The organism is Gordonia sp. DT218 (assembly GCF_049847105.1).
Taxonomy (GTDB): domain Bacteria; phylum Actinomycetota; class Actinomycetes; order Mycobacteriales; family Mycobacteriaceae; genus Gordonia.
Map to the genome: position 1 here is coordinate 263,039 of NZ_JBNCNS010000002.1, position 25,726 is coordinate 288,764.

31 protein-coding genes are annotated in these 25,726 nt (G+C 67.1%); 22 read left to right on the plus strand and 9 right to left on the minus strand.

Features of this window, described 5'->3' with window-relative positions:
• The first annotated feature begins 158 nt into the window (after nucleotides 1-158).
• On the plus strand, nucleotides 159-1,001 hold the full coding sequence (locus ACPXCG_RS07905) for an LLM class F420-dependent oxidoreductase (RefSeq protein WP_425790826.1): 843 nt from the start codon (nucleotides 159-161) through the stop codon (nucleotides 999-1,001).
• 144 nt (nucleotides 1,002-1,145) lie between these two features.
• Here the strand turns inward: ACPXCG_RS07905 and ACPXCG_RS07910 are convergent, their stop codons facing one another.
• The 3 genes from ACPXCG_RS07910 to ACPXCG_RS07920 form a co-directional block, all read right to left on the minus strand.
• On the minus strand, nucleotides 1,146-1,877 hold the full coding sequence (locus tag ACPXCG_RS07910; protein WP_425790828.1) for an SIMPL domain-containing protein: 732 nt from the start codon (nucleotides 1,875-1,877) through the stop codon (nucleotides 1,146-1,148).
• Entirely contained in the window at nucleotides 1,874-2,260 is a 387-nt protein-coding gene (locus tag ACPXCG_RS07915; protein WP_425790830.1) for a phage holin family protein, read from the minus strand. The genes ACPXCG_RS07910 and ACPXCG_RS07915 overlap by 4 nt, the downstream gene beginning before the upstream one ends.
• 93 nt (nucleotides 2,261-2,353) lie before the next feature.
• Nucleotides 2,354-2,701, minus strand: a complete 348-nt coding sequence (locus ACPXCG_RS07920; RefSeq protein WP_425790832.1) for an iron chaperone — start codon at nucleotides 2,699-2,701, stop codon at nucleotides 2,354-2,356.
• 418 nt (nucleotides 2,702-3,119) lie between these two features.
• Here ACPXCG_RS07920 and infA point away from each other — a divergent pair, with 418 nt between their 5' ends.
• The 8 genes from infA to truA all read left to right on the plus strand — a co-directional run bounded on the left by infA (nucleotide 3,120) and on the right by truA (nucleotide 7,915).
• Nucleotides 3,120-3,341, plus strand: a complete 222-nt coding sequence (gene infA / locus ACPXCG_RS07925) for a translation initiation factor IF-1 (protein ID WP_005170487.1) — start codon at nucleotides 3,120-3,122, stop codon at nucleotides 3,339-3,341.
• A gap of 109 nt (nucleotides 3,342-3,450) precedes the next feature.
• Nucleotides 3,451-3,564, plus strand: coding sequence for a 50S ribosomal protein L36 (gene rpmJ, locus ACPXCG_RS07930; protein ID WP_005207978.1), 114 nt, complete (start codon nucleotides 3,451-3,453; stop codon nucleotides 3,562-3,564).
• A 193-nt stretch (nucleotides 3,565-3,757) separates the two neighbouring features.
• Entirely contained in the window at nucleotides 3,758-4,126 is a 369-nt protein-coding gene (rpsM, locus tag ACPXCG_RS07935) for a 30S ribosomal protein S13 (protein ID WP_425790834.1), read from the plus strand.
• Nucleotides 4,126-4,533, plus strand: coding sequence for a 30S ribosomal protein S11 (rpsK, locus tag ACPXCG_RS07940; protein ID WP_161062115.1), 408 nt, complete (start codon nucleotides 4,126-4,128; stop codon nucleotides 4,531-4,533). Before rpsM ends, rpsK begins: the two co-directional genes overlap by 1 nt.
• A gap of 24 nt (nucleotides 4,534-4,557) precedes the next feature.
• Nucleotides 4,558-5,163, plus strand: coding sequence for a 30S ribosomal protein S4 (gene rpsD / locus ACPXCG_RS07945; protein WP_425790837.1), 606 nt, complete (start codon nucleotides 4,558-4,560; stop codon nucleotides 5,161-5,163).
• 104 nt (nucleotides 5,164-5,267) lie between these two features.
• Entirely contained in the window at nucleotides 5,268-6,320 is a 1,053-nt protein-coding gene (locus ACPXCG_RS07950; protein ID WP_267629812.1) for a DNA-directed RNA polymerase subunit alpha, read from the plus strand.
• A gap of 60 nt (nucleotides 6,321-6,380) precedes the next feature.
• Nucleotides 6,381-7,001: a 50S ribosomal protein L17 gene (rplQ, locus tag ACPXCG_RS07955; RefSeq protein ID WP_425790840.1), complete on the plus strand. Its 621-nt coding sequence runs from the start codon at nucleotides 6,381-6,383 to the stop codon at nucleotides 6,999-7,001.
• Between the two features lie 65 nt (nucleotides 7,002-7,066).
• Nucleotides 7,067-7,915, plus strand: coding sequence for a tRNA pseudouridine(38-40) synthase TruA (gene truA / locus ACPXCG_RS07960; RefSeq protein ID WP_425790842.1), 849 nt, complete (start codon nucleotides 7,067-7,069; stop codon nucleotides 7,913-7,915).
• A gap of 218 nt (nucleotides 7,916-8,133) precedes the next feature.
• Here the strand turns inward: truA and ACPXCG_RS07965 are convergent, their stop codons facing one another.
• Nucleotides 8,134-8,631 carry a TM2 domain-containing protein gene (locus ACPXCG_RS07965; RefSeq protein ID WP_425790844.1) on the minus strand — a complete coding sequence of 166 codons (498 nt, stop codon included), beginning with the start codon at nucleotides 8,629-8,631 and terminating at the stop codon, nucleotides 8,134-8,136.
• A 54-nt stretch (nucleotides 8,632-8,685) separates the two neighbouring features.
• Nucleotides 8,686-9,756, minus strand: a complete 1,071-nt coding sequence (locus tag ACPXCG_RS07970; RefSeq protein WP_425792073.1) for an alpha/beta fold hydrolase — start codon at nucleotides 9,754-9,756, stop codon at nucleotides 8,686-8,688.
• Nucleotides 9,757-10,004: 248 nt separating this feature from the next.
• Here ACPXCG_RS07970 and ACPXCG_RS07975 point away from each other — a divergent pair, with 248 nt between their 5' ends.
• Nucleotides 10,005-10,634 (plus strand): DedA family protein, encoded by a 630-nt coding sequence (locus tag ACPXCG_RS07975; protein ID WP_425790846.1) that lies wholly within the window; start codon nucleotides 10,005-10,007, stop codon nucleotides 10,632-10,634.
• Nucleotides 10,635-10,662: 28 nt separating this feature from the next.
• Here ACPXCG_RS07975 and ACPXCG_RS07980 read toward each other — a convergent pair whose 3' ends face one another.
• A complete protein-coding gene (locus ACPXCG_RS07980; protein WP_425790848.1) occupies nucleotides 10,663-12,138 on the minus strand; it encodes an AAA family ATPase in 1,476 nt (491 codons plus the stop codon).
• Between the two features lie 164 nt (nucleotides 12,139-12,302).
• Nucleotides 12,303-13,523, minus strand: coding sequence for a CaiB/BaiF CoA transferase family protein (locus ACPXCG_RS07985; RefSeq protein WP_425790850.1), 1,221 nt, complete (start codon nucleotides 13,521-13,523; stop codon nucleotides 12,303-12,305).
• A gap of 316 nt (nucleotides 13,524-13,839) precedes the next feature.
• Here ACPXCG_RS07985 and ACPXCG_RS07990 point away from each other — a divergent pair, with 316 nt between their 5' ends.
• The 12 genes from ACPXCG_RS07990 to ahcY all read left to right on the plus strand — a co-directional run bounded on the left by ACPXCG_RS07990 (nucleotide 13,840) and on the right by ahcY (nucleotide 23,846).
• Complete coding sequence (locus ACPXCG_RS07990; RefSeq protein WP_425790852.1) at nucleotides 13,840-14,247, plus strand: hypothetical protein; 408 nt, start codon at nucleotides 13,840-13,842, stop codon at nucleotides 14,245-14,247.
• Nucleotides 14,248-14,257: 10 nt separating this feature from the next.
• Nucleotides 14,258-14,584 (plus strand): YbaB/EbfC family DNA-binding protein, encoded by a 327-nt coding sequence (locus ACPXCG_RS07995; protein WP_425790854.1) that lies wholly within the window; start codon nucleotides 14,258-14,260, stop codon nucleotides 14,582-14,584.
• 111 nt (nucleotides 14,585-14,695) lie between these two features.
• Nucleotides 14,696-15,004: a type VII secretion target gene (locus ACPXCG_RS08000; RefSeq protein ID WP_425790855.1), complete on the plus strand. Its 309-nt coding sequence runs from the start codon at nucleotides 14,696-14,698 to the stop codon at nucleotides 15,002-15,004.
• A gap of 53 nt (nucleotides 15,005-15,057) precedes the next feature.
• Nucleotides 15,058-16,365 (plus strand): hypothetical protein, encoded by a 1,308-nt coding sequence (locus ACPXCG_RS08005; RefSeq protein WP_425792074.1) that lies wholly within the window; start codon nucleotides 15,058-15,060, stop codon nucleotides 16,363-16,365.
• Between the two features lie 56 nt (nucleotides 16,366-16,421).
• Complete coding sequence (locus ACPXCG_RS08010; RefSeq protein WP_425790857.1) at nucleotides 16,422-16,748, plus strand: PE family protein; 327 nt, start codon at nucleotides 16,422-16,424, stop codon at nucleotides 16,746-16,748.
• Nucleotides 16,749-16,809: 61 nt separating this feature from the next.
• Entirely contained in the window at nucleotides 16,810-17,856 is a 1,047-nt protein-coding gene (locus tag ACPXCG_RS08015) for a PPE domain-containing protein (protein ID WP_425790860.1), read from the plus strand.
• A 1-nt stretch (nucleotide 17,857) separates the two neighbouring features.
• Nucleotides 17,858-18,679: an ESX secretion-associated protein EspG gene (locus tag ACPXCG_RS08020; RefSeq protein WP_425790862.1), complete on the plus strand. Its 822-nt coding sequence runs from the start codon at nucleotides 17,858-17,860 to the stop codon at nucleotides 18,677-18,679.
• Nucleotides 18,680-18,803: 124 nt separating this feature from the next.
• Nucleotides 18,804-19,136, plus strand: coding sequence for a WXG100 family type VII secretion target (locus ACPXCG_RS08025; protein ID WP_425790864.1), 333 nt, complete (start codon nucleotides 18,804-18,806; stop codon nucleotides 19,134-19,136).
• Between the two features lie 54 nt (nucleotides 19,137-19,190).
• Nucleotides 19,191-19,493 (plus strand): WXG100 family type VII secretion target, encoded by a 303-nt coding sequence (locus ACPXCG_RS08030; RefSeq protein ID WP_425790866.1) that lies wholly within the window; start codon nucleotides 19,191-19,193, stop codon nucleotides 19,491-19,493.
• A gap of 161 nt (nucleotides 19,494-19,654) precedes the next feature.
• The gene (locus tag ACPXCG_RS08035; RefSeq protein WP_425790868.1) at nucleotides 19,655-20,578 is read left to right on the plus strand and encodes a cation diffusion facilitator family transporter; all 924 of its coding nucleotides are present in this window, start codon (nucleotides 19,655-19,657) and stop codon (nucleotides 20,576-20,578) included.
• 157 nt (nucleotides 20,579-20,735) lie between these two features.
• The gene (locus tag ACPXCG_RS08040; protein WP_425790870.1) at nucleotides 20,736-22,247 is read left to right on the plus strand and encodes an amino acid permease; all 1,512 of its coding nucleotides are present in this window, start codon (nucleotides 20,736-20,738) and stop codon (nucleotides 22,245-22,247) included.
• A gap of 132 nt (nucleotides 22,248-22,379) precedes the next feature.
• On the plus strand, nucleotides 22,380-23,846 hold the full coding sequence (ahcY, locus tag ACPXCG_RS08045; protein WP_425790872.1) for an adenosylhomocysteinase: 1,467 nt from the start codon (nucleotides 22,380-22,382) through the stop codon (nucleotides 23,844-23,846).
• 141 nt (nucleotides 23,847-23,987) lie between these two features.
• Here the strand turns inward: ahcY and ACPXCG_RS08050 are convergent, their stop codons facing one another.
• Complete coding sequence (locus ACPXCG_RS08050; protein ID WP_425790874.1) at nucleotides 23,988-24,719, minus strand: hypothetical protein; 732 nt, start codon at nucleotides 24,717-24,719, stop codon at nucleotides 23,988-23,990.
• A gap of 302 nt (nucleotides 24,720-25,021) precedes the next feature.
• Entirely contained in the window at nucleotides 25,022-25,657 is a 636-nt protein-coding gene (locus tag ACPXCG_RS08055; RefSeq protein ID WP_425790876.1) for a dTMP kinase, read from the minus strand.
• Between the last annotated feature and the right edge of the window lie 69 nt (nucleotides 25,658-25,726).

Here is a 25,726-nt window from a genome sequence, read left to right on the forward strand (position 1 = left end):
GACGGCGGCTCCGGGCCGTGGATGCCGTGCGCCGCCCGGCCCGGGTTCGGTACGTGAATTGGTCTGGTGGACAGTATGTTTCGTATCTACGGGTGATTCTGTCCGTCGCACCTGCCTGCGGACGGAATAGTGAACCGCCGCAGGAGGTTGCCAGCGGCATGAGTTCGGACAGAGCAGCCCATGTCGCACGATTCGGCACCCACGGGGCCTGGGGTGGGTGGGGGAAGTCCTCACCGGACCAGGCTCGGGCCATCGAGGAACTCGGGTACGGCACCATCTGGCTCGGTGGATCGCCGGAGAATCTCGGGCCGATCCGCACGGTGCTCGAGGCCACCGAGGACATCACGGTGGCCACCGGCATCGTGAACATCTGGAACACCGAGGCCGCGACCATCGCCGACGAGTTCCTCGAGATCGAGTCCGACTTCCCGGGACGTTTCTACCTCGGCATCGGGGCGGGCCACCGCGAGGCCAATGCCGCGTACCGGAAGCCGTACGAAGCAGTCGTCGACTATCTCGACGTCCTCGACGGCAAGGGAGTGCCCGTGGAGCGTCGCCTGCTGGCGGCGCTGGGCCCGAAGATGTTGAAGCTCTCCGCGGATCGGTCGCTCGGTGCGCATCCGTATCTGACGCCGCCTGCCCACACCGCCGAAGCACGCGAGATCCTCGGTCCCGGCGTGTTGTTGGCGCCGGAGCACAAGGTCGTGGTCGACACCGATCCGTCGGCCGCCCGTGCGGTGGGCCGCCCGCCGGTCGACAAGCCGTATTTACACCTGCGCAACTACGTCGCGAACCTGAAGAGGCTCGGCTGGACCGACGACGACATCGCCGGCGGTGGAAGTGACGCGCTCATCGACACCCTTGTGGCGCACGGTGATGCGGCGTCGGTGCGGGCTCAGGTCGACGCGCACCTGTCATCGGGCGCCGATCATGTGGCGGTCCAGGTGCTCGGCGACGGCGACCCGGTGCCACCACTGGCCGCGATCCTGCAGGCCGACTGATACGCCTGGCGACTCCCATCCGCGCGTCGCGTAGCCGGCGAGCTTGCGAGTCGGTGTATCGAGACCAACTGCGCGACGAGGGGATACGGCGATATCGATTGACCCTCCGCTCACGCCCTAGGCCACTCGACCAGGGGTGGAAACCTAGGTCAGCGCGTAGGTGACGTTGACGTTGAATGTCAGCGTCTGCTCGCCGGGCTCGACCGGGACCCGTGTGGCACCCACCGACGAGTCCCGCTGGAGCGGCGTCGGCTGATCCTGGCCACTCGTCGTTTCGGAGATGGTCTGCACCTTGCCGAGAGAGTCGCCGGCCAGTTTCGCGTATTGATCGGCCCGGCTGCGCGCGTCGTCGAATGCCGCCTCACGCGCCTTCTTCATCAGGTCCGAGTCGTCGTCGATGGCGAAGCTGACATTGCTGATCCGGGTGCTGTCGCCGCCCGCGGTGGCTGCGGCGGCCAAGACGTCGGATGCCTTGCCGATGTCGTGGATCGTGACGCGGACCGTGTTGGTCGCCTGATAGCCGGAGATCGCGCTGGTGCCGCCGGGCATCGGGCTGGAGTACTGGGGGCTCAGGTTCACCTGCTGGGTCTGGATGTCTTTGCGTTCCACGCCGGCCGCCACCACAGCGTCGGTCACCTGTTTGACCTTCGCGCTCGCCTCGTTCAGCGCGCTGGAGACGTCGGCGGCTGTCGCCTCGACACCGATGTCGGCGCGGAGGGTGTCCGGCGTGCCGGTGACCTTTCCGCTACCCACGACCGTCACGGTGCGCGGCTTGTCACCGCTGTTGTCACTGCCACAGGCGGATACGCCGACTACGGCGAGCAGTACGGCCCCGAGCGCCAGTAGTCGGACGAACCTGCCGCCGGGCGCACTCACGCCGGCTCCTTGAGGACGAGGCCGACGGCCCAGCCGACGAGCGAGATCACGATCGCGCCGAAGATCGCCGACCAGAAGAAGTCGTCCACAGCCAGGCCCCAGTGGGTGGTGTTACGGGTGATCCATGCCGTGATCTCCAGCATGAACGCATTGATCACCACGTGGATGAGGCCGAGCGTGAGGATGTAGAGGGGGATCGAGAGGATCTGGACGATCGGCTTGATGATCGCGTTGACGACGCCGAAGATCAGCGCGACCACGACGACGATCCCGAACTTCTCCCAGTTCGTCGAGCCGCCGACGAAGTCGAGACCCGGGACGATCAGGGTCGCGATCCACAGGGCGAATCCGGTGAATGCGGAACGAATCAAGAACGCGGACATGGCCAACAGTGTGCCAGGCGACGGTGTGCCAGGCGACGGTGCAAAATCCGTGATGGCCGCCCGGTCCGACAACTCGCCGGTAGCCGATGATCTTCAGCCGTCGGCGATCTGATCTCGCCTGGCGCTCACCATCGCCCGGACGGCGTCGTCGGGCAGGGGTGTGTCGGGCTGGAACCGGATCGTGCCCTTGTCGAGATCGAAGCCGACGAGTCTCGGGGCGGCCACCGCCACCGCGTCCCGGCTGAACGGGTAGACACCGATGTGCTTCTTCGTCCGCATGACAGAGAGGAGCGGCTTGCCGCGGTAGGTGAGTGCGGGCATGCCGTAGCCGGTGCCCTGCTCGGTGTCGGGGACCAGCTCACGGGCGATCGAATAAACGCGGTCGACGGCCGCGCGATCGTCGGGGTCGAGTCCGGCAAGGTGATCGTCGACGGTGCCCACGCCGCCCATTCTCCCGCTTCGAGGTGGGTCCGGTGGCGTTCGGTGTGAGCTTCGACGAGGACTCGCCTCCGGTCGCCTGTCGGCGCGCGGCGGCGGACGAATCCCTTCTCCGTGAGCCGATCGAGACACGTCCGCTCGGTCGGGCCGACACCGATCCGGGCCCCGCCGCTCCTGGCGGTTTGGACTGTTCTGCCAGTTCGCGTAACATAGAACGTCGGTGTGCATCGCACGCCGGTCCTTGCGTGTCATCCGGCAGTTCGCCGAGTGACGTCGAGGGTCCGACGCGCTTCACCGCCGATGAGACCGGTCACCCGATTCGGTGTCATCACACTAACGGATAAACACGGTTTCAACCGGGCTTCCAACCTACGGGTCAGATCGAGGAAGCCTCGGGTGAGCAGCCAGGATCGCGGAGGACATGGCGAAAAAAGACGGGGCCATCGAGGTCGAGGGACGAGTCATCGAACCCCTGCCCAATGCGATGTTTCGTATTGAGCTGGAGAACGGTCACAAGGTTCTCGCCCACATCAGCGGCAAGATGCGGCAGCACTACATCCGCATCCTGCCCGAGGACCGGGTCGTCGTGGAACTCTCGCCGTACGACCTCGGTCGTGGGCGCATCGTTTATCGGTACAAGTAAGACTTCCCCGGAACACGGGTAAGAACCACAGCGGCGGCGCAGTCGCCGCTGAAGGAAAACACCGACGGGCGCGGCACAGCCGTGCCCGACCATTCAAGGAGAAGCGGACGTGAAGGTTCAGCCGAGCGTCAAGCCGATCTGCGAGAAGTGCAAGGTGATCCGCCGTAACGGTCGGGTCATGGTGATCTGCGAGAACCTGCGTCACAAGCAGCGTCAGGGCTGATCACGGCAACCCTCCGGGTCGCTTGAAGGACAACTGAATATCGACGAAGCACTCCCAACACCAGTGTCGACAAACGGGTCGACGCCCACCTCCGGTTCAGAGGCCGGAGCCCGAATGGCCGGACACAACGGTCCGGCAACAGATTCGGGACGGACTGGGAGCAGACCTCTGACAAGAAAAGGAAATCCGCCACATGGCACGTGTTGCTGGTGTGGATCTCCCCCGCGAGAAGCGGCTGGAGATCGCACTGACCTACATCTACGGAGTTGGGCGTACCACCTCCCAGGAGATCCTCGAGGGCACCGGGCTCAGTCCCGACCTTCGTGCGAAGGATCTCACAGACGCAGACGTCGCGAAGCTGCGTGAGTACATCGAGGCCTCGGTGAAGGTCGAGGGTGACCTGCGTCGCGAGGTGCAGGCCGATATCCGTCGCAAGATCGAGATCGGCTGCTACCAGGGTCTGCGCCACCGTCGTGGCCTGCCCGTCCGTGGCCAGCGCACCAAGACGAATGCCCGCACTCGCAAGGGCCCGAAGAAGACCATCGCCGGGAAGAAGAAGTAATGCCTCCTAAGTCACGTAGCGCAGGCCCCAAGAAGGGCACCCGCCGTCGCGATAAGAAGAACGTCCCGCACGGCAGCGCACACATCAAGTCGACGTTCAACAACACCATCGTGTCGATCAGCGACCCCAGCGGAAACGTCATCAGCTGGGCGTCCTCGGGTCACGTCGGTTTCAAGGGCTCGCGCAAGAGCACCCCGTTCGCGGCACAGCTCGCTGCGGAGAACGCTGCGCGCAAGGCTCAGGAACACGGCGTCAAGAAGGTCGACGTGTTCGTCAAGGGACCGGGCTCGGGTCGTGAGACCGCGATCCGGTCGCTGCAGGCCGCCGGCCTCGAGGTCGGCACCATCTCCGATGTCACCCCGCAGCCGCACAACGGCTGCCGTCCGCCCAAGCGGCGCCGGGTCTAGCGGGAAAGGGAGGACTAGAAAACCATGGCTCGTTATACCGGCCCCGCAACAAAGAAGTCCCGTCGTCTTCGCGTCGATCTGATCGGCGGCGACCAGGCGTTCGAGCGTCGCCCCTACCCGCCCGGCCAGCACGGCCGCTCGCGGATCAAGGAGAGCGAATACCTGCAGCAGCTGCAGGAGAAGCAGAAGGCCCGCTTCACCTACGGAGTGATGGAGAAGCAGTTCCGTCGCTACTACGAAGAGGCCAACCGTCGCAACGGCAAGACCGGTGACGAACTGCTGAAGATCCTCGAGACCCGTCTCGACAACGTCGTCTACCGGGCCGGTCTGGCCCGGACCCGTCGTCAGGCCCGCCAGATGGTCACCCACGGACATCTCACCGTCAACGGTGTGAATGTCGACGTGCCCAGCTACCGGGTCAGCCAGTACGACATCGTCGATGTCCGTCCGAAGTCGCTGCAGACCGTGCCGTTCCAGATCGCCAAGGAGATCCAGGGCGACCGTACGGTCCCGGGTTGGCTGCAGGTGGTCCCGTCGACCCTGCGCATCCTCGTGCACCAGGTGCCCGAGCGCGCTCAGATCGACGTGCCGCTCACGGAACAGCTCATCGTCGAGTTCTACTCGAAGTAATCGTCACCGCGACTACACAACAGCAGAAACGCCAGACAGCAACAGCTGTTCGGTCCACCTTCTAGGCCGTCAAATAGCGGTCGGCCACAAGGAGAATCAACGAAATGCTCATCTCACAGCGACCCACTCTGACCGAGGAGATCATCGCCGAGGACCGCTCGAAGTTCGTCATCGAGCCCCTCGAGCCGGGATTCGGCTACACCCTCGGCAACTCGCTGCGTCGTACCCTGCTCTCGTCGATCCCGGGTGCTGCCATCACCAGCATCCGTATCGACGGTGTCCTGCACGAGTTCACCACCGTCCCCGGGGTGAAGGAAGACGTCACCGACGTCATCCTGAACCTCAAGGGCCTCGTGGTCAGCTCCGAAGAAGACGAGCCGGTCACCATGTACGTCCGCAAGCAGGGCCCGGGCACCGTCACCGGCGCCGACATCGTGCCGCCGGCCGGCGTCACCGTGCACAACCCTGATCTGCACATCGCCACCCTGAACGACAAGGGCAAGCTCGAGATCGAGCTCGTCGTCGAGCGGGGCCGCGGCTACGTCCCGGCCGTGCAGAACAAGGCATCGGGTGCGGAGATCGGCCGGATCCCGGTCGACTCCATCTACTCGCCGGTGCTCAAGGTGACCTACAAGGTCGAGGCCACCCGTGTCGAGCAGCGCACCGACTTCGATCGGCTCGTGCTCGATGTGGAGACCAAGAATTCGATCACCGCTCGGGACGCGCTCGCTTCGGCGGGTAAGACCCTGGTGGAGCTGTTCGGGCTTGCCCGGGAGCTCAACGTCGAGGCCGAGGGCATCGAGATCGGACCGTCGCCGGCCGAGGCCGACCACATCGCGTCGTTCAGCCTCCCGATCGAGGATCTCGAGCTGACCGTCCGGTCCTACAACTGCCTCAAGCGCGAGGGTGTGCACACCGTCGGCGAGCTGGTGGCCCGGACCGAGTCGGATCTGCTCGACATCCGCAACTTCGGCCAGAAGTCGATCGACGAGGTCAAGGTCAAGCTGCACGCGCTCGGACTGTCCCTCAAGGACAGCCCGGCCAGCTTCGACCCGTCGCAGGTCGCGGGTTACGACCCGGCTACCGGAACGTGGTCGGATGACGCGTCGTTCGACGCCGACTCCGGTGAGGATTTCGCTGAAACCGAGCAGCTGTAAGGCTGTTGCCAAACCCTGACTTCCGGTCGTGAGATCGTGAGTTTCTTCTAGGAGAAGACAATGCCCAAGCCCACCAAGGGTGCCCGCCTCGGCGGGTCGGCCAGCCACCAGAAAGCGATGCTGGCGAACCTCGCCACCTCGCTCTTCGAGCACGGCCGCATCACCACCACCGAAGCGAAGGCGAAGCGGCTGCGCCCCTACGCCGAGAAGCTGATCACCCACGCGAAGGACGGGTCGCTGGCCCACCGTCGCGAGGTCATGAAGGACATCCGGGACAAGGATGTCGTGCACACCCTGTTCGCCGAGATCGGCCCGTTCTTCGCCGATCGTCCCGGTGGCTACACCCGCATCATCAAGACGCTGCCGCGCAAGGGCGACAATGCCCCGATGGCCGTGATCGAGCTGGTGCGCGAGTCGACCGCGAGCAGCGAGGCCAGCCGTGCGACCCGCGTCGCGGCCTCCAAGAAGGCGGCCGAGGACAAGCTGGAGGCGACCGAAGAGGTCGTCGCCGAGGGCGATGAGCCCGCAGCCGACGCCGACAACGTGGTGGAGGCCGTGGAGGCCGACGCCACCGACGCCGAGGTCGAGAACGCCGATGCTGTCGCCGACGCCGTCGACGACCAGTCGAGTGCGGCCACGGCGGATGACGCCGCAGCCGACGAGAAGAAGTCGGACGACTGAGTCCAGAGCAGTTGTCAGAACCCGCCGTCACCGCATCCGGTGCCGGCGGGTTCTGTCGTCCTGCGGTGAGCCCGTCCGTGCGACTGCGCCTCGACGTCTCCTACGACGGCACCGACTTCGCCGGGTGGGCACGGCAGATCGGCCAGCGCACCGTCTGCGGACTGCTCGAGGACACCCTGGCCACCGTCCTGCGGGTGCCGGTGCGGCTGACCGTCGCAGGGCGCACCGACGCGGGGGTACACGCCACCGGGCAGGTCGCGCACACCGAGATCCCGCAGTCCGCGCTGGAGACCAGATCCATCGGTGGCGACCCGTCGCGCCTGGTCGGCCGGCTGGCGAAGATGCTGCCCGACGATGTCCGGGTGCGCGCGATCGGACCGGTCAGCGGTGACTTCGATGCCCGGTTCTCCGCCTTGCGTCGGCATTACGTCTACCGGCTCACCGATGCGCGGTGGGGCGCGGAACCGGTCGTGGCTCGGACCACCGCGGCCTGGTCCCGGTCGCTCGACATCGATGCGATGAACATCGCGTCTCGCTCGTTGTTGGGCCTCAACGACTTCGCGGCGTTCTGCCGCCGCCGGGAGGGCGCGACGACGATCCGCGATCTCCAGCGCTTCGAGTGGACGGCCGACACCGACGGTGTGCTCATCGGTCGGGTGAGCGCCGATGCCTTCTGCTGGTCCATGGTGCGCTCACTGGTCGGGGCGGTCGCGAGCGTCGGTGACGGTCGGCGCGACCTCGAGTGGTGCCGTGGACTGCTGGCAGAGACGTCGCGCAACAGTCGGATACCGGTGGCCGATGCGCGTGGCCTGTGCCTGATCGGCGTCGACTATCCGGGCGACGACGAACTCGCCGCCCGCAACGTGATCACCCGGGACGTCCGGAGCTCGTCGTCGGGAGGGTGCTGCGGCTGACCCCGCCGCCGACAGCAACCGAAATCCCGCCGACAGCAACCCGAATTTCGCCGACAGCAACCGGAATCCCGTCGACAGCAACCTGGACTTCGCCGAGAGAACCACATTGCGCAGCGGCGCAGATGCAAGGCAGGGGGTGCTCTCGACGCGACCCGAGGTGCTCTCGACGCGAAACAGGTTGCCGTCGGCCGGTTTCAGGTTCGGTGGCGGTGTCCGGATCAGGATCGTAGCGGCAGACCGTTCTTGTCCCGCACGCTGCCGGTGAGCATCATGATCCCGTCGATCAGGGCCCAGATGCCTACGCCCAGGAGAATGAGGAACCCGACGAGGAAGATCGCGGTGATCCAGCCGATGATGGTGAGTCCGAGCTGGATTCCGCCGGTCTGATTGTCGCCGAGATAGAATCGCCCGACGCCGAAGCTGCCGAGAAATATCTGCAGCAGTCCCGCGACCACCTTGGACTTGTCCGAGAACGGCAGTCCGGTGACGGGATCGCGCCCGTAGGGCGCCCACGGATCCATGCCCGGGTACCCGGCGCCGTAGTTACCGTACGGCTGCGCGCCAGGTGCGGAGCCGTACGGATTTCCCTGCGGGTACGGATTGGCCGGGTACGAGCTCCCCTGGGAGTAGGGGTCATACGGACGGCCGTAGGCGGTCGGCGACCAGCCGTCCGGGTCGCGAGGGGGATCGTTCGGGGGTTGTCCCGGGTAGGTCATCGGCACATCATCGCATGATGACCGCGACCCGTGAATCATTCGCGTGACCGGTCGTCACGTGGCGCTGCGCTCGTCCTCGATCGCCTCGAGCACGGCCTCGACGGTCTCCTCGTCGCCGGCGAATCCACCGCGTTGTTGCCCCTCGGAGAGCAGCTGACGCCAGTTCGCGGGATCGAACACCACCGCCTCGTTCTGCTCGATGAAATCGATGATGACCTTGGTGAACCGTTCCGGGTCGGTGTGGAACGGGAAATGCCCGCAATCGGAGAAGGTCTCGAGCTCGGAGTGCGGAATCGCCGAGTGCGCGAGCTGCGCGTGGTGGTAGGGGATGACCGTGTCCTCATCGCCCCAGATGAGCAGCACCGGAAGACGTTCGGTGAGATAGCTCCGGTCCATCATCGTGACGACCTGACCACGCCAGTCCACCACCGCGCGCAGAGTGCGGAGGAAGGCCGCCGATGCCGTCGGATCGGCGAGGTCTCCCAGCACCCGCACCAGATCCTCGTGGTCGTTGAGGAGTCGTCGCAGCGACATCGACGGGAGGCCCGGCACCGCGGGCGCGGCGGCGAGAGTCCGTGCCGCCGTGCGCAGTGTCGGGAGCAGGCCGGGCACCCGGAGCATGGTGAGGATCTCGTGTGCCACGGGCATCGACACGAGGCGCAGCGCGGGATTGACATCACGCGTCACGCCGCCGGCGGCCACCAGTACCAGTCGTTCGACGAAACGCGGGAACTGGTAGCAGAACTGCATGGCCACGCCGCCGCCGAGGGAGTGGCCCACGACGGTGACCTTGGTGTGTCCGAGTACCACGAGCAGGTCGCGCATCCCGTTGGCGAAGGCCGGCACCGAGTAGTCCGCGCGCGGCTTCTCCGACTTGCCGTGTCCGAGGAGGTCGGGTGCGATCACCGTGTAATGCTGGGCCAGCGTCGGTATCACGTCGTCCCACGTCGACGAGTTGTCGCCGATGCCGTGGATCAGCAGCAGTGCCGGTCCGCTGCCGGCGATGCGGTATGCGCGGCGATATCCGTGAATCGTGTGGTACTCGACGCGGATCTGGGTGTCGCTCACCGGTCGGAGCGCCCGCCCCTTTCCGCTGTTGGTACGGGTGTGGGGGTGCGTCCGCACGCCCGTGTCGGGCGGGTGCGGGGAACCGGACACGGGGCCTCCTCGTCTCCACATCGGTGTGATGGCTTGTTCGGTCCGGCGGTGTGAGTGAATCCACAACGACCGTCCGGCGTCGTTACCCATCAGTAAACCGCACGTTGGCACAATCTGCGCGGGATGTTGCATCGAGTTAACCTCGGACCGTCGAAGGCCGGATCCGACGGTCGGGATCGCGCGGCGAGGCGGCCGTCCTCCGTACGCTGAAGGCGATGAACCCGTTCGACATCGACACCTTCCTCGCGACCGGCGGACTGATCGGTCTGTGCATCCTGATCTTCGTCGAGACCGGGCTGCTGATCGGATTCGTGTTTCCCGGCGACTCGGTGCTGTTCACCGCGGGGGTGTTTGCGGCGCAACCGGATCCGTTCGCGCCGCTGTGGTGGCTCTGCGTCGCTGTCCCGCTCGCGGCGATCCTCGGCGACCAACTCGGCTACCTGATCGGCCGGCGTCTCGGCTCGGGGGTCGTCGAGGGCCGCCTGATGCGCTGGATCGGTCCGGAGCCGCTGGAGCGAACCCATCGGTATTTCGACCGTTTCGGAGCTCTGACAGTGTTCTTCGCACGCTTCGTCGGGATCATCCGCACCCTGACGCCGGTGGTCGCCGGCTTCACCGGGATGTCCTATCGGATCTTCACCGTCTTCAGCGTCCTCGGCAGCGTCGTGTGGGCGGTCGGGATCATCCTCCTCGGCTACTTCCTCGGACAGGTGGCGATCATCCGGGACAACATCGAGCTGTTCATCATCGCCTCGGTGCTGACCGTGGTGATCCCCACCGCGATCCATCTCGGTCGCCGATGGCGTCGGTCCCGGGGTTCGGTCGCTGAGGACCCGCCGGCCTGAGGACCGGCCGGCCTGAGGATCGGGATCTCTACGGGTAGAAGGGCTCGTCGCGCTCCGAGGACACCGACGCGAAGTCGTCGGCGATGGTGGCCGCCAGTTCTGCGAAGGCACGCCGCGTCTGCTTGCTCACCAGATCGAGGTCCACGTCGGCGCCCTCGGACAGGTGGTCGTCGAACGGGACCTGGTGCACGGCGCGGCACCGGGTCAGGAAGTGCTGCCCCAGTTGGTCGGTGTCGATCGTCGACGCGCCCGGGCGGGACGAGCTCAACACCACGACGGCGCGTGAGGCCAGATGGCCGTAGCCGTGTGCCTCGAGCCAGTCGAGGGTGGCGCCCGCGCTGCGCGCCCCGTCCATCGCCGGTGAACTGACCAGGATGATCGAGTTGGCCATGTCCAGCACACCGTTCATCGCCGAGTGGCTCAAGCCGGTGCCGCAGTCGGTGATGATGATGTTGTAAAAGCGCTGGAGGATCCGCATGACGCCGCGGTACTCCTCGTCGCTGAATGCTTCTGCCATCGCCGGATCACGTTCGGAGGCAAGGACTTCCAGGCGACTCGGCGACTGGGAGGTGTGTGCGCGGACATCGGAGTAACGATAGACGTTGGGGTCTGCGAGCAGATCGCGGACCGTGGAGCGGGTCTGCTGCGGGATCCGCTGGGCCAGCGTCCCGAGGTCGGGGTTGGCGTCGACGGCGATGACACGGTCGCCGCGCAACGATGCGAACGTCGAACCCAATCCCACTGTGGTGGTGGTCTTGCCGACGCCACCCTTGAGAGACAGCACGGCGATCCGATAGTCGCCGCGAACCGGCCGATTGACCCGGTCGAGCAGGTGTTTGTATTCGATGTCCGCAGGTGATTCGCCGGGGTTGATGGCGCCGGCCGACATCGTGTGCACGGCGCGGCGCCACCCGCGGCTGGGTGCCCGGCGGGCCTTGCGGATCAGGGCGACCTCGTCGAGGCCGGGGCCCGCCTGCGGGTCGTCGTATCCGGGCGGGCCCATCGGGGGACCGCCGAACGGACCGCCGTACGGTGCGCCCGGTCCGAACGGGGGTGCGGGCACGTGGCCGGGCCCGCCCGGGGGCATCTGTGATGGATGGTTCTGGTGCGGGGGTACCTGCGGCGGATACGCCGCCGCCTGCCCCGGCGGCGCACCCTGCGGTGGCAGCCCGGGTGTCGGCAGCCCGCCGGCCGGTCGCTGCGGTCCGGCGCGGTCGACGGGCGGTGGCCCGCTCTCGGCGGCGGACTTCCCGGTGGACTGGTCCCGCTGCCCGACGCCGGGATCGGCGGCCGCGTGATGACCGGACGTCGAATCCCGATGATCCGCTTGTGTCGGATCCGCGGGTACGTCGCGACGCATCGGCTCCGGTGGAGACGGATACGCGGACTGCTCGCGAGGTGCGGGTACGGGCGCCGCGGGTGGCTCGGGTTCGGCGAACTGGAGCCACGGCGGGGGCGCCGGCACGCCGGAATCGTCCACACTTCCGGAGTCGTCGTACGTCATGCGGAATGGTCCCCCTGTAGATCGTTTGATGGAGTGCACGCCATCGTTGCAGGAGTCTACCGAAGATCGATTCTGCCACCGAACTCCCGGGGCATTCGTGACGGGTCGCTGACCAGCAATGTTCGCTGACCGGGTGCCGATCACAACCGCTCAGGCGCAACTGTTCAGATGACCCCTTGCTCGCTGAGCGCGGACACCGTGTCGTCGTCGAGGCCGAGAAGTCCGCGATAGATCTCGTCGTTGTGCGTGCCCGGGCGCGGCGGACCGGCCGTGCGCACCCGACCGGGGCTCTCGGACAGTCTCGGCACGATGCCGGGCCCCAGCACGTCGCGTCCCAGGCGCTCGTCGTGATGCGGCACGAGCATGTCGCGGGCCAGCATCTGCGGGTCACGCACCACCTCGGCGATCGTGTTCACGGGGCCGACGACGACGCCTGCCGTCCCGAGGATCTCGATCAGCTCGGTGCTGGTGTGCGCGCCGGCCCAGTCGGCGATGATCGAGTCGAGTTCGTCCTGGTTGATCCCGCGCGCCCGGTGGTCGGCGAACCGCGGGTCGGTCGCGAGGCCGGGTCGGCCCATGGCGTCGCAGAGCCTGCGAAAGACGGTGTCCTGATTCGCCGCGATCACCACGCGCAACCCGTCGGCGGCCTGGTAGAGGTTGGACGGCGCGATGCCGTCGAGCCGCGTCCCCGACGGGCCGCGGACGACGCCGGCGAGGTCGTAGTCGGCGATCGTCGACTCCTGCACGGCCAGACAGGCCTCGGTGAGAGCGGTGTCCACGACCTGCCCTCTTCCGGTCACCGTCCGCCGGTAGACGGCGGCCAGCGCTCCCTGCGCGGCGAACATGCCGGCCAGCGTGTCGCCGATCGACAACGCCAACCGTGGCGGGGCCTCGCCCGGGTATCCGTTCAGGTAGCGCAGACCGCTCTCGGCCTCCGCGACCGAGGCGTACCCGGCTCGGCTCGCCGCCGGTCCGGTCTGTCCGTACCCGGACACGCGGACCAGGATGATCCCGGGATTGCGGCCCGACAGCACGTCGTAACCCAGATCCCATCGCTCGAGGGTGCCGGGCCGGAAATTCTCCACCACGATGTCGGCGCGATCGATGAGGTCGAGGAAGACGTCGCGGCCCGCATCCGCCCGCAGATCGAGCGTGATGGCCTTCTTGTTGCGCGCGTGGACGGTCCAATAGACGCGCTCGCCGTCCTGTTCGGCCTGTCCCCAGGTCCGGATCGGATCGGGGGAGCCCGGGGCCTCGATCTTGATCACCTCGGCGCCCATGTCGCCGAGGAGGCGTCCGGCGAACGGGCCCGCGATCAGGGTGCCCAGTTCGAGCACCCGGAGACCATCGAGTGCACCCAGGGGAGGAACGTCGGTGTTCGTCACCCTGACAGCATCGCCGATCGCGATACGTGCAGGGCGTGCGGGGGACGGTTGATCCTCACCGGATCGCGCACCCGCCGAGAGCCGGTGCCCCACGGTCGTTCGAACAAGGGAAACCCGGATGTTGTGTGGATGGCCGGCGACTGCTATGAGAGGATCTCCGACGACGACCTGCACACAGCTGTGCGCCCGGGTCGTCGTGGTGCAGACACCCACATGGCGTGTGCGCGGTCGATCGGGGGATCCGGAAGAGTTCGTCGGATCGGGGAACCGATGGAGGCCGGGTCGCGTCCAAGTGTCATGAAGGGGGGACATCGCCATGACATCTCATGATCGCGGGGCCGGGTCGGGTCACGCCGGGGACGCCGTGACGGACCGGTCGGCCGACGGGAACGATCTCGACGCGGCGCTCGCGCTGTCGTCGGCGCGCTCGCGCTCCGGTGCCGTCTCGGTGGTCACCACGCCGCAGGGGCTCCCGATGTCGGTGCGGATCGACAACTCGGCCCTGTCGAAAGAGCCGGCCGTTCTCGCCGGCGAGATTCTCCGGCTCTGTCAGCAGTCGGCGATGGCCGCCGGCATCCGGCTGCGCGAGCAACTCGTCGCCTCCGGGGTCGCCCGAGACGTCGTCGACGCGATGAAACTGCCCAGGCCCGACGATCTCGCGCGAGCCGAACAGCTCGACGACCGCGACTATGACGCGCCGGCCTCCTGGCTGCGATCGGTCTGAGGGGCGCGACATGAGTTGGGCGATGGATGAGCTCGAGGCCCGGGCCAACGCGCAGTTGAACAGCATGTACGAACTGAACGAGAAGTTCGCGGCGATCAGTGTGCGGGAGACGTCGGCCGACGATCTGGTGACCGTCGAGGTGGACGGTGTCGGTGGGCTGACCGGTCTGTGGCTGGCGGCGGGAGCCAACGAACTCGGCGGGCCGCGCCTGGGTGAACTGATAGTCGGGACCGCAGCACTGGCGGCGCAGCGCGCCTTCGCGAAACGTGCCCTGATCACCGAAGAGTTCAACGAATCCTTCGGTGAACTGCTCGACTCCCGACTGCGGAGCGGATGATCGCGTGCCGATGACACCTGGTGGGGAACCAGATCGGTCGCCGATGCGTCGGATCGAGGAAAGCAACGAGATGAATAGAACGTCCATGGTCGTGAATGGGAGGGAACAGCGATGAGCGATGTGACGGTTGTACCGGAGGTGGTCGAGACGTTCGGGGCCACGAGTGCTGCCATGGCCACCGCGGTCGGCGCCGCCGGGTCGATCAATGCCGCGGCGAACACCGCCGTGATGGTCCCGGTGTTCGGGCTCATCGGCCAGGAATTCCTGGCGTCCTTCATCGTGGCGCAGGCCAATCACCTGATGTCGGTCGGCAACCTCGCGGCGGTCCATGCCGGTACCGCGGCAGCGACCTTCGCGGGCCTGGCCGAGTTCCAATCCGAGGATGCGGCAGCCGGTTCCGCGATCCGATCGGTCCTGTGACTGGCACACCCTTTCCGGGCCCGCTGCCGGCCGGGATTCCCGACGTACCTGCCATGTCGCACATGACGGTCCAGGAGATGATCAACGCGTCACCGTTGGGTCCGATCCTGGACAAGACCGTCGCCGACGTCTTGGCCGGACACGGGTTGCCTGCGTTGCCTGCGATGCCGCCACCATCGGCTCCGCTCCCGGGGCTGCCGCCGCTGCCGCCGATCAATCTCGACATCCTGATCAAACCGCTGACGGATCTGCTCGGCGGATTCGGCACCGGCGACCTGGCGGCCGGGGACTTCGATCCCTCGGCGATCTTCCAGAGCCTGTCGAAGGTGCTCGAGACGACGATGTCCATGAGTTCCGGGGCGGTCAAGGCCCTCGACAAGCTCTGGACCGGGACCGCGTCGACCGCAGCCGTCGGCAAGTCGGCGATCGCTACCGGCGACACGGCAAACGTCACCACGCAGGGCACCGGGATGTCGTTCGACATCCAGGCCGCGGCCGGGATCGTCGGAACGGGACTCGCTGCGGTGCAGGCGATCATCGCGGCGACGATCGGCAAGATCTCCGCGACCATCCCGCTGATCATGACGCCGTTCGGACAGGGAGCAGCGGTCGGGTTCGCCACCGAAGGTCTCGCCGAGGCGACCGCGCAGGTCGCCCTCACCCGTGCACAGCTGCTCGGACCCACCGCCAAGATGACGACGAACGGCGCACCGGTCCCGATCACCAACGCACCGGCGCCCGCGGCCGCGACGCAGTCGCCGTTCGCGGTGGCCGGCGCGGTCCTCGACGGCGTATCCCCGGCGGTGTCGTCGGCGTCCGAGCTCCCGTCGATGATCGCATCACCGGTGAGCAGCATGTTGTCGAGCGCCAAGGCGGACCCGCTCATGTCCGCGAAGGGAGATCCGGTCGCGGGCAAGGGCGGCGGTCCAGGCGGTGGGGGTGCCGGTGGCGGCGGTGGCAAGGGACATGCCGGTGGCGGTGGCGGCATCGGCGCCGTCGGTGCCGCAGCGGCACCGCTGGCGCCGCGCCCGTTCACGAGCCCCGCCCTCGGGATGACCGAGCCGGCCGGCTACAGCCCGCAGCAGGCCACCCGCGGGACCGTGACGTCCACCAGCTCGATGCCTGCGTCGATGGCGCCGATGGGAGCCGCGGGAACCGCCCGTGGCGCCGGTGCGTCCAACGAACAACACCAGGTGCCCGACTACCTGGTGACCGAAGACAACGGACAGCAGGTGGTCGGCGAGGTACCCGACGTGGTTCCCGCCGTACTCGGGGATGAGGAGGAGCCGGAGCGCGCGCCGTCGCCCGACATCGAGCTCCGGCTCGGACCGCCGCCCGGCGGGCCGACCACCGGGACGTGAGTCCCCGGGTACCACAACCAGACCATCGACCAGAACACCGACCGGAACGAGGAGACATGACCGGCGAAACGAACCAGGCGCAGCTCGATGTGGACCCGGCAGAACTCATCTCGGCGGCCGGGCGTCTCGACGGGCTCGCCGATCGGCTCGAACAGTCACTGGGAGCAGCGGAACCGGCACTGACCGTGCACGCCGCCGGCCAGGACGAGGTGTCCGAGACCTCGGCCAGGAGCTTCAACGCGGTGGCGGAGACCTTCGCCACGGACTCCGCCCGCGGGGTCGAGGAACTCCGCAAGATCGCTGCGGTGCTGCGTGCGCAGGCGACGGGGTACCGGGCCGGCGACGACGACGCGGCATCCGCGTTCCGGAGCTCGAACGCCTGACGCCACGGCCGATGCTGATCTGGCCATCCCGATTCGACCATCGACGAGAGAGGAGAGTGAGTTGACCGGCTTCACCGGCGTCATCTGGGACGCACGCCCCACCGAGAAGCTCGCCTTCGACCTCGGTGACGGTCCCGGACCTGGACCACTGACCGATGCCGGCCTCGCCTGGGCAAAGGTGTCCGCCGAGCTGGCGTCCGCAGCGACGGAGTACGGCTCGATCCTGGCCACGCTCGGACTGAACTGGCGATCCCCGCACACCAGTGCGGCGTTCGAGAAGCTGACGCGACTCGCGCCCTGGTTCGCCGAGGCGGCGGCCGCGGCCGGGCGGAATGCCGGGCGCGCCGAAGGTCAGGCGGCGGCAGTGACGGTGGCCCGCCTGACCATGCCGAACCTCGTCGAGGTGGATGTCGCCGAGACGGCGATGCACGCGGCCTCGGTCGTCAGCGCGCTCGCACCCGCCCTCGTGGGTGCTGCTGCACACGCCGAGCGTGCGCTGCACGACCAGAAATTGCGGGCTGCGCGCGTGATGGAGACCTACGAGGCCGCCACCGAACCTGCAGCGCGCCCGTGGATCGATTCCCGGCCCGCTCCCGATCTCGTGTCCGCGGACCCGCTGGGAGCTGAGCGGGCCGCGCGACAGGCGGCGGCACGAGCGGCCACTCACCCGGCGCCGGCGACGTCGGCGCCACCTGTCCCGATGGGCGGCATCCCGACGGGTGGCGTCGCGGCGCCGCCGTCGGAGAAGACCCGCTATGCGCCGACGATCCTCGCCGGTGGTGCCGGTGGTGGCACACCCGTTCCAGCGACGAACACATCGGCCGGGTCGCCGGCGTCGAATGCCCCGATGGGGCCGATGGCCCCGCACACGGGATTGGCCGCGACGGAACGTGGCGCCACGCGCGGCCCGGCGGCTCCGGAGCAGGCCGACGTCGACGAGGCGGATGGTCCGTCGGCGTCGGCGGCCGACGAGCGTTCGTCCACGTGGGCAGAGCTCGCGGTCGCCGAGCAACCTGCTGCGCACCATGTCTCGGCGTCCGGACCGAGATCACTCGACCCCCGATATCTGACCGAGACCCTGTCCCTCGACCAGCATCGGGGAGGCTGACATGCACGGTGTGACAACCCCGGTACGAGTCGCGCTCGAGGTGGATGTCCTGAGGCGACTCGGGGAACGTGCTGGCGTACAGACGTGGCCCGTCGTCCTGGACCTGTGGGCCACCCACGCGGATTCCGACGATCACGCGGCCGCCAACGCGGTGGCAGACAGGGCGATCGGCGAACTCGGACTCCTCGACGGCGGCGAACCGACGGGCTGGCTCGCCACAGCACTACGAGTGCTGTCGGCGCCCGAGCGTCGGCTCGAGATCCGGACCATGACGGACAGGCCGGGCCACACCGACGGGATTCGCCGGATCTGCTTGGCGCGCAACGGGCACGATCATGTGCTCGCTCGTCGTGAGGGGTCACGGATCGAGCTCAGGCAGCTGGCGGTGCCCGATGAATCGGATCTGGGGGGCATCGTGGCGCGGGAGTTCGACGAGGCGGTCGGTGCCGGTATCGCCGGATTCAGCGCTCCGGCAGACGAACTGGCGGCGCGTCTCGCCGACTGTCAGAACTCGAACGACACCGCCGACGCGCTGCACGCGCTCGGCGCTCCGAGCTCCGATGCCATCGCGATGGCCTCGACGCTCATGAGCTGTCACACCCGATCGGAGATCGTCGCGGTCTCCTGGACCGGGGGTGCCGGCGCTCAATCTTCTGGTGCACTGGCAATTTTCGACACCGATCGAGGTCGGATCGTCGCCAGTCCCAGCAAGTCTCCGGACGGGCGGGTGTGGACCACCCTCTCCCCGGGCAGTGGACATCGCATCGGTCAGGCCGTCGGCCTGCTGATCGAGACCTTGCCCGAGGGACGGTGGATGCCATGAACCGGGCGGGGGAATTGTCAGGGTATCTGTGTCACCGGCGCCGGGAGCACCGCGAGCGGGCCGCTCTATTCGGATACCAACGGGGCATCGCCGTGCGGTGCCGTAACACAGAAGGAGACACAACATGACCGAAGCAGGCGGCCACGGTGTGGTCAAAGTCGATCTGGGCGACGCGCACGCATCCGCGAAGGCGATCAGCCAGATCGTGAACGAGATGCAGGGCATTCTGCGATCGATCCAGGGCCACACCGAGAACGGTCAGGCCGGATGGAAAGGTACCGCGCAGGTCGCGTTCGGCAACACCAGCAGCGACTGGCAGGGATCGGCGACCAAACTGCAGGCCATCCTCCAGGAGATCGAGAACAACCTGACCAGCGGCTTCAGCGGCTATGAGGATCTCGACCACAGTGTGGGACAGGCGATCACCGCGAGCATCGACGGTGGCCTCCGGATCTGATCCGGCCGGCGCACACCTCGACTCACCCATCCGAACCATCCTCAAGGAGACATCATGACAGGCGCGATCAGTTACGACCACGGCAATCTCGGTGATCTGTCGGGCAACATCCACCAGCAGTTCAATGCCCTCGAGCAGCTTGCCGGCCAGCTCAAGCGGCAGGTCCACCAGCTGCAGGGCAACTGGGCATCGCCCGACGCCGCTGCTCACTACCAGGATGCTCAGGCCCGGTGGGACACCCTGTTCGGCCAGGCGCGTGAGCAGCTCAACGGGCTGGGCCGGGGCGTGCAGAACGCCTCGGAGCGCATGGGCGAGACCGACCGGTCGATCGGCAATACCTTCAAGGGCACTTTCTGACCGTTGGATGATGTACGAGGGGCCACCGATGCTCGGTGGCCCCTCGTAACATTTCTCGCCGGGGTTCGTTTCTCGCCGAGCCGGACAAATCGGTAGAGTCCGACCGGTCTGTCTGGCAGTTGAGATTTGCGCGGTCGGCCGCGTGGACCAAGGAGAAGAACGTGTCAGTCGAGGGCTCCAAACGCGCGATCATCGCGGCGCTGCTGGCCAATGCCGGTATCGCCTTGGCGAAGTTCGTGGGATTCGTGATCACCGGGTCGTCGTCGATGCTCGCGGAGGCGGTGCACTCGGTCGCGGACACGTCGAACCAGGGGCTCCTGCTGCTGGGCCAGCAGCGCGCCGCCAAGAAGGCGGACCGGCTGCACCCCTTCGGGTATGGGCGCAGCCGGTACTTCTACTCCTTCGTCGTCGCCCTGGTGTTGTTCAGCCTGGGATCGCTGTTCGCGATCTACGAAGGCATCCACAAGATCCAGCACGCCCACGACCACGATCTCGAATCGCCGCTCGTGGCGGTCATCATCCTGGTCCTGGCCATCTGCCTCGAGGGATACAGCTTCACCACCGCCTACCGTGAATCGAAGCCGTTGAAGGGCAAGGCGAGTTGGTGGCGCTTCATCCGCAATTCGCGTTCCCCCGAGCTGCCGGTCGTGCTGCTCGAAGACTCCGGCGCACTGATCGGCCTGGTGCTCGCGTTGGCCGGTGTCGGACTCACGATGCTGACCGGAGACGCGGTGTGGGACGGTGTCGGCACCTTGGCGATCGGCGTCCTGCTCGGTGTCATCGCGATCATCCTGATCGTGGAGATGAAGAGTCTGCTGATCGGCGAAGGGGCGACCGAGGACGAGGAACAGGCGTTGCTGACGGCGCTGGCCGCCGGCGGCGTCGACCGTGTCATCCACATGAAGACTCAATACCTCGGGCCCGAGGAGCTTCTCGTCGCCGCGAAGATCGCCATACCGGCGGGCGTCGACGCCATCACCGTCGCGCGCACGATCGACGCGGCGGAGGTCCGGGTGCGTTCGGCGGTGCCGCAGGCACGGGTCATCTATCTCGAACCCGACATCGACCGCGACGTCGGTAGCTGAGTCCTACTGCCACTGCCGGACGTGACACGCGAACCGGCATTCGTGCCGCGCGTCCCGTCGGTGTGGGCTAGCGTAGGCAATCGCTTCACCAGACGTTCGCGACGATCGAGTCGGGCAGCGATCCTGACCCTGGCTCGGGTAACGGGAGGTCCATCGGATGGCCAATCCGCTCACCCGCAGGAAGTCCATCGAGCAGTCGATGGCCGATACGGATGAACCGGAGCACAGACTCCGCAAGGACCTCTCCGCCTGGAATCTGATCGTCTTCGGGGTGTCGGTGGTGATCGGCGCCGGCATCTTCACCATCACCGCATCGATCGCCGGCGACAAGGCAGGCCCGGCCATCTCGGTGTCGTTCGTGATGGCGGCGATCGCCTGCGCGCTCGCCGCGCTCTGCTACGCGGAGTTCGCCTCGACGGTCCCGGTCGCCGGGTCTGCCTACACCTTCGGCTACGCCACCTTCGGCGAGTTCCTGGCGTGGATCCTCGGGTGGGATCTCATCCTGGAGTTCGCGGTCGGCGCCGCGGTGGTGGCCAAGGGTTGGTCCAGTTACCTCGGCAGCGTGTTCGGATTCGCCGGCGGCACCGTCGACATCGGGGGATTCGACGTCGATTGGGGCGCGATTGTCATCATCGCCGCCGTGACGTCGCTGCTGGTCCTCGGGACCCGGCTCTCGTCGCTGGTGTCGGCGATCATCACCGCGATCAAGGTCGCGGTCGTACTGATGGTGATCATCGTGGGCTTCTTCTACGTCAAAGCCGACAACTACACGCCGTTCGTGCCTCCGGCAGAGCACGGCGCCGGCACCGAGAAGTCCGTGGACTCCACACTGTTCTCGCTCATCACCGGCGGCGGCGACAGTTCCTACGGCTGGTACGGCGTGCTGGCCGCCGCGTCCATCGTGTTCTTCGCGTTCATCGGGTTCGATGTCGTCGCCACCACTGCGGAGGAGACCAAGAATCCGAGAAAGGATGTCCCGCGCGGCATCCTTGGCTCGCTGGCCATCGTCACGGTGCTCTACGTTCTCGTCACGATCGTGGTGACCGGCATGGTCAGCTACAAGCAACTCGCCACCACCGAGGACGGTGACGCGGCGAATCTTGCGGACGCCTTTGCGCTGAACGGGGTGACCTGGGCGGAGAAGGTCATCGCCATCGGAGCGCTCGCGGGCCTCACAACTGTGGTGATGGTCCTGATGCTCGGTCAGTCGCGAATCCTGTTCGCGATGTGCCGCGACGGACTGTTGCCGCGCGCGATGTCCAAGACCCATCCGCGCTTCGGGACGCCCGCCCGCCTGACGATCCTCATCGGCGTCGTGGTGGCCGTCGTCGCCGGGTTCTTCCCGATCGACAAGCTCGAGGAGATGGTGAACGTCGGCACCTTGTTCGCCTTCATCGTGGTGGCCGGCGGCGTGATGGTGCTGCGCCGGACCCGGCCCGATCTCGACCGGGGCTTCACCGTGCCGGGCGGGCCGGTGATCCCGGTGCTGGCGATCCTCGCGTGTCTGTGGCTGATGCTGAACCTTTCGGCGCTCACCTGGATCCGGTTCGTCGTCTGGATGGTGATCGGTATAGCGGTCTACTTCCTCTACGGCCAGCGCCATTCGATGGTCGGCAAACGTGAGCGCGGTGAGATCGCCGATCCGGTGGGATCGAAAGAAGGGCGATAGGGGAGCGGACACGCCTCGCCCGACCGGTCACGGCGGTAGGGTGGCAACCCGCCGGACCGGGTCCGATAGCCTGAGTCGAACGCCTTCCGCACTGCACCAGCAGTGCCCGACAGCGAACGACAAGGGGATCACATGACGACTGCGCAGGCATTGCACGCCGACAGCCGCAACGGGATCGACTTCAAGGTGGCCGACCTGTCCCTCGCGGACTTCGGCCGCAAGGAGATCGAGCTCGCCGAACACGAGATGCCGGGCCTGATGTCGCTGCGACGTGAGAATGCAGACGTGCTGCCGCTCAAGGGCGCCCGCATCTCGGGCTCGCTGCACATGACGGTGCAGACCGCCGTGCTCATCGAGACCCTGGTCGCCCTCGGCGCAGAGGTGCGCTGGGCGTCCTGCAACATCTTCTCGACGCAGGATCACGCGGCGGCCGCGATCGTCGTCGGACCCCACGGCACACCGGACGAGCCGAAGGGTGTGCCGGTCTTCGCGTGGAAGGGCGAGACCCTCGAGGAGTACTGGTGGGCGGCCGAGCAGATGCTCACCTGGCCCGATCAGCCGGCGAACATGATCCTCGACGACGGCGGCGACGCCACCATGCTCGTGCTGCGCGGCGCGGAGTTCGAGAAGGCCGGTCTCGTGCCGCCCGCCGACGACGATCATTCGGCCGAGTACAAGGTCTTCCTGGAACTGCTGCGCGCGAGCTTCGAGGCGGACAAGACCAAGTGGTCGACCATCGCCGATTCGGTCCAGGGCGTCACCGAGGAGACCACCACCGGCGTGCTGCGGCTGTACCAGTTCGCGGCCGCCGGAGAGCTCACCTTCCCGGCCATCAACGTCAACGATTCGGTCACCAAGTCGAAGTTCGACAACAAGTACGGCACCCGGCACTCGCTGATCGACGGGATCAACCGCGGCACCGACGTTCTCATCGGTGGCAAGAAGGTCCTCATCTGTGGATACGGCGACGTCGGTAAGGGCTGTGCGGAGTCGCTGGCCGGTCAGGGTGCCCGGGTCCAGGTCACCGAGATCGACCCGATCAACGCGCTGCAGGCGCTGATGGACGGATTCGACGTGGTCACCGTCGAGGAGGCGATCGGCAACGCGGACATCGTCATCACATCCACGGGCAATCTCGGAATCATCACGCTCGCGCACATGCGGGAGATGAAGAACCAGGCGATCCTCGGCAACATCGGCCACTTCGACAACGAGATCGACATGGCCGGGCTGGAAGGCTCCGGAGCCAAGCGGATCATCGTCAAGCCGCAGGTCGATCAGTGGATCTTCGAGAACGGCAAGTCGATCATCGTGCTGTCCGAGGGACGACTGCTCAACCTGGGCAACGCAACCGGGCACCCGTCGTTCGTGATGAGCAACAGCTTCTCGAACCAGGTGATCGCCCAGATCGAACTCTGGACCAAGAAGGACGAGTACGACAACGAGGTCTACCGGCTGCCCAAGCATCTGGACGAGAAGGTGGCGAAGATTCACGTCGAGGCGCTCGGCGGTACGCTCACCAAGCTCACCAAGGAGCAGGCCGAGTACATCAACGTGGACGTCGAGGGGCCGTACAAGCCTGAGCACTACCGCTACTGACGGCACACGCACCCGACAGCACCCAGGTTCTCATCGGAACCGGGGTGCTGTCGGCGTATTTGCGGTTGCTCTCGGCGCGAAACATGTTGCCGTCGGCGCGAATCCGGTTGCTGTCGACGGGGGGAGGCTCAGCGGAGGAGGCTACGTCCCGATATCGGGTTCGGCGCCCGGGCACACGAACCAGGTGCCGTCCTCGCGGGCGAAGCTCTCGGCGTTCTGCTTCGGCGTCGACCGCTGATTTCCGAGCTCGAGATGTGTACTCACCGTCGACTCGGCGGAGTCGCCGGTCACGGTCACCGCGGACAACGCGTCGAGGACGACATTGCCGGTGAGGTCGAGGGGGCGCGTGACCTGCGGGCGCACCACGCTGCACACCGACGCCTGAATCCGTCCGACGTCGCGCGCGTTGACCGCGTCGACAAAGTTCTGCATCGCTGACCGGATGGCGGTCACCTCGGCCTGGTTCGCGGCCGTCCCGCCGGAGCCGGGCGATCCCGTTCTCGGCTGGCCGTCGGTGGCGTTCGGCGGTGTGTTGACGGCGACGTCCCCGCCGTCCGGGTCGACGGAACGGACTGCGGCGCTGACGAACACCACGGCCACCGCCACCACCACGAGCATGCCGACGACGGCCGCCGCGATCACCGCGCCGGTGTGTTGTCGCCGTCGCTGGGGCGGGAACGGCATCCCCGGTATCGGCCCACCGGGCGCATAGGGGCCCGGTGGATATCCGCCGGGCGGAAAGCCGCCCTGGGCAAACTGCGGATACCCGGCCGGGCCGTATGGCGGTGGTTGGGGAACTCCGGCCGGTGGACCAGGAACGGCCGCATGCATCGGGTGGCCGCCGGCGGACATCCCCGGCGGCGGGGGTGGCACGGACGTTCCCGGTTGCCCTGTTCCCGGTTGCCACGAACCCGACTGCCACGTTCCTGGTTGTGACACACCGGGTTGGGGTGGCTGCCCGTGTCGGGGTGCAGGTGATTCGCCGGAGGCCGGACCGTTCTGATCAGCCGCTCCGACCTCGGGCCACGGCGGACCGTTCGTCCCCGGGTCGGGGCCGTGGTGAGCCCCTCCGCCGGGCGCTGGCTGGTGGGTCATGCGGCGTCCTTAATACGGCGTCCTCCATACGGGCGGGATCATCTCAGGCTAGCGAAAACCCTGATGATCGGCACGGATCCTCATTCGGCCGACAGACGGCGGGCGAGCTCCTCGACGTCACCGTCGGTCGTCGCCACCCAGGGTGACATCCATCGGGACCGCGCCAGTTGGCGGTACACCGAATCGACACGCACCTGCAGGTCGCGGTCGCGTTCGTAGAGGTCTTGCGGCCGAGTCGAATCGGTGGCCGCCCGATGGGCCGCGCGATCCATCGCGACCTCGGGTGGCACCCCGAGGAGCACATGGCGATCGGGTACCGGGAGCTCGAAACGACCGAACTCGAGATCGGCAACCCAGCCGACCATCTCGCCGTCGGCGGCTTGATCGAGTCGGGCCGCGTTGTAGGCGGCGTTCGATGCGACGTACCGGTCGAGCACCACGATGTCGTGCTCGCCGAGGGCCTTCCGGATCTCGTCGGCGGCGCCCGCGCGGTCGAGCGCGAACATCAGGGCCATGGCATAGACGCTGTCGCGTAGATCACCGTGCTGTCCGTGCAAGGCCTCGGCCGCCAGATCGGCGGTGACGGACGCGCCGTATCGGGGGAACGTCAGTGTCCATACGCGCAATCCCTTGTCGCGCCACCGGTCGACCAGACCGGTCACCAGTGTGTTCTTGCCCGCGCCGTCGAGTCCCTCGACCGCAATCAGTTGGCCCACGAGGGCGATGATATCGATCGACGCGGCGGTCGCTCGCCAGGCCGTCGCGGCGGGTTCGGCGCGTCATCG

Excerpts from the sequence above, each read along its gene's own strand:
- ACPXCG_RS07905 (WP_425790826.1), top strand. The coding sequence starts at position 159 with ATGAGTTCGGACAGAGCAGCCCATGTCGCACGATTCGGCACCCACGGG.
- ACPXCG_RS07915 (WP_425790830.1), bottom strand. The coding sequence starts at position 2,260 with ATGTCCGCGTTCTTGATTCGTTCCGCATTCACCGGATTCGCCCTGTGG.
- infA (WP_005170487.1), top strand. The coding sequence starts at position 3,120 with ATGGCGAAAAAAGACGGGGCCATCGAGGTCGAGGGACGAGTCATCGAA.
- rpsM (WP_425790834.1), top strand. The coding sequence starts at position 3,758 with ATGGCACGTGTTGCTGGTGTGGATCTCCCCCGCGAGAAGCGGCTGGAG.
- rpsK (WP_161062115.1), top strand. The coding sequence starts at position 4,126 with ATGCCTCCTAAGTCACGTAGCGCAGGCCCCAAGAAGGGCACCCGCCGT.
- rpsD (WP_425790837.1), top strand. The coding sequence starts at position 4,558 with ATGGCTCGTTATACCGGCCCCGCAACAAAGAAGTCCCGTCGTCTTCGC.
- ACPXCG_RS07950 (WP_267629812.1), top strand. The coding sequence starts at position 5,268 with ATGCTCATCTCACAGCGACCCACTCTGACCGAGGAGATCATCGCCGAG.
- rplQ (WP_425790840.1), top strand. The coding sequence starts at position 6,381 with ATGCCCAAGCCCACCAAGGGTGCCCGCCTCGGCGGGTCGGCCAGCCAC.
- ACPXCG_RS07965 (WP_425790844.1), bottom strand. The coding sequence starts at position 8,631 with ATGACCTACCCGGGACAACCCCCGAACGATCCCCCTCGCGACCCGGAC.
- ACPXCG_RS07975 (WP_425790846.1), top strand. The coding sequence starts at position 10,005 with ATGAACCCGTTCGACATCGACACCTTCCTCGCGACCGGCGGACTGATC.
- ACPXCG_RS07980 (WP_425790848.1), bottom strand. The coding sequence starts at position 12,138 with ATGACGTACGACGACTCCGGAAGTGTGGACGATTCCGGCGTGCCGGCG.
- ACPXCG_RS07990 (WP_425790852.1), top strand. The coding sequence starts at position 13,840 with ATGACATCTCATGATCGCGGGGCCGGGTCGGGTCACGCCGGGGACGCC.
- ACPXCG_RS07995 (WP_425790854.1), top strand. The coding sequence starts at position 14,258 with ATGAGTTGGGCGATGGATGAGCTCGAGGCCCGGGCCAACGCGCAGTTG.
- ACPXCG_RS08000 (WP_425790855.1), top strand. The coding sequence starts at position 14,696 with ATGAGCGATGTGACGGTTGTACCGGAGGTGGTCGAGACGTTCGGGGCC.
- ACPXCG_RS08005 (WP_425792074.1), top strand. The coding sequence starts at position 15,058 with ATGTCGCACATGACGGTCCAGGAGATGATCAACGCGTCACCGTTGGGT.
- ACPXCG_RS08010 (WP_425790857.1), top strand. The coding sequence starts at position 16,422 with ATGACCGGCGAAACGAACCAGGCGCAGCTCGATGTGGACCCGGCAGAA.
- ACPXCG_RS08020 (WP_425790862.1), top strand. The coding sequence starts at position 17,858 with ATGCACGGTGTGACAACCCCGGTACGAGTCGCGCTCGAGGTGGATGTC.
- ACPXCG_RS08025 (WP_425790864.1), top strand. The coding sequence starts at position 18,804 with ATGACCGAAGCAGGCGGCCACGGTGTGGTCAAAGTCGATCTGGGCGAC.
- ACPXCG_RS08030 (WP_425790866.1), top strand. The coding sequence starts at position 19,191 with ATGACAGGCGCGATCAGTTACGACCACGGCAATCTCGGTGATCTGTCG.
- ACPXCG_RS08040 (WP_425790870.1), top strand. The coding sequence starts at position 20,736 with ATGGCCAATCCGCTCACCCGCAGGAAGTCCATCGAGCAGTCGATGGCC.
- ahcY (WP_425790872.1), top strand. The coding sequence starts at position 22,380 with ATGACGACTGCGCAGGCATTGCACGCCGACAGCCGCAACGGGATCGAC.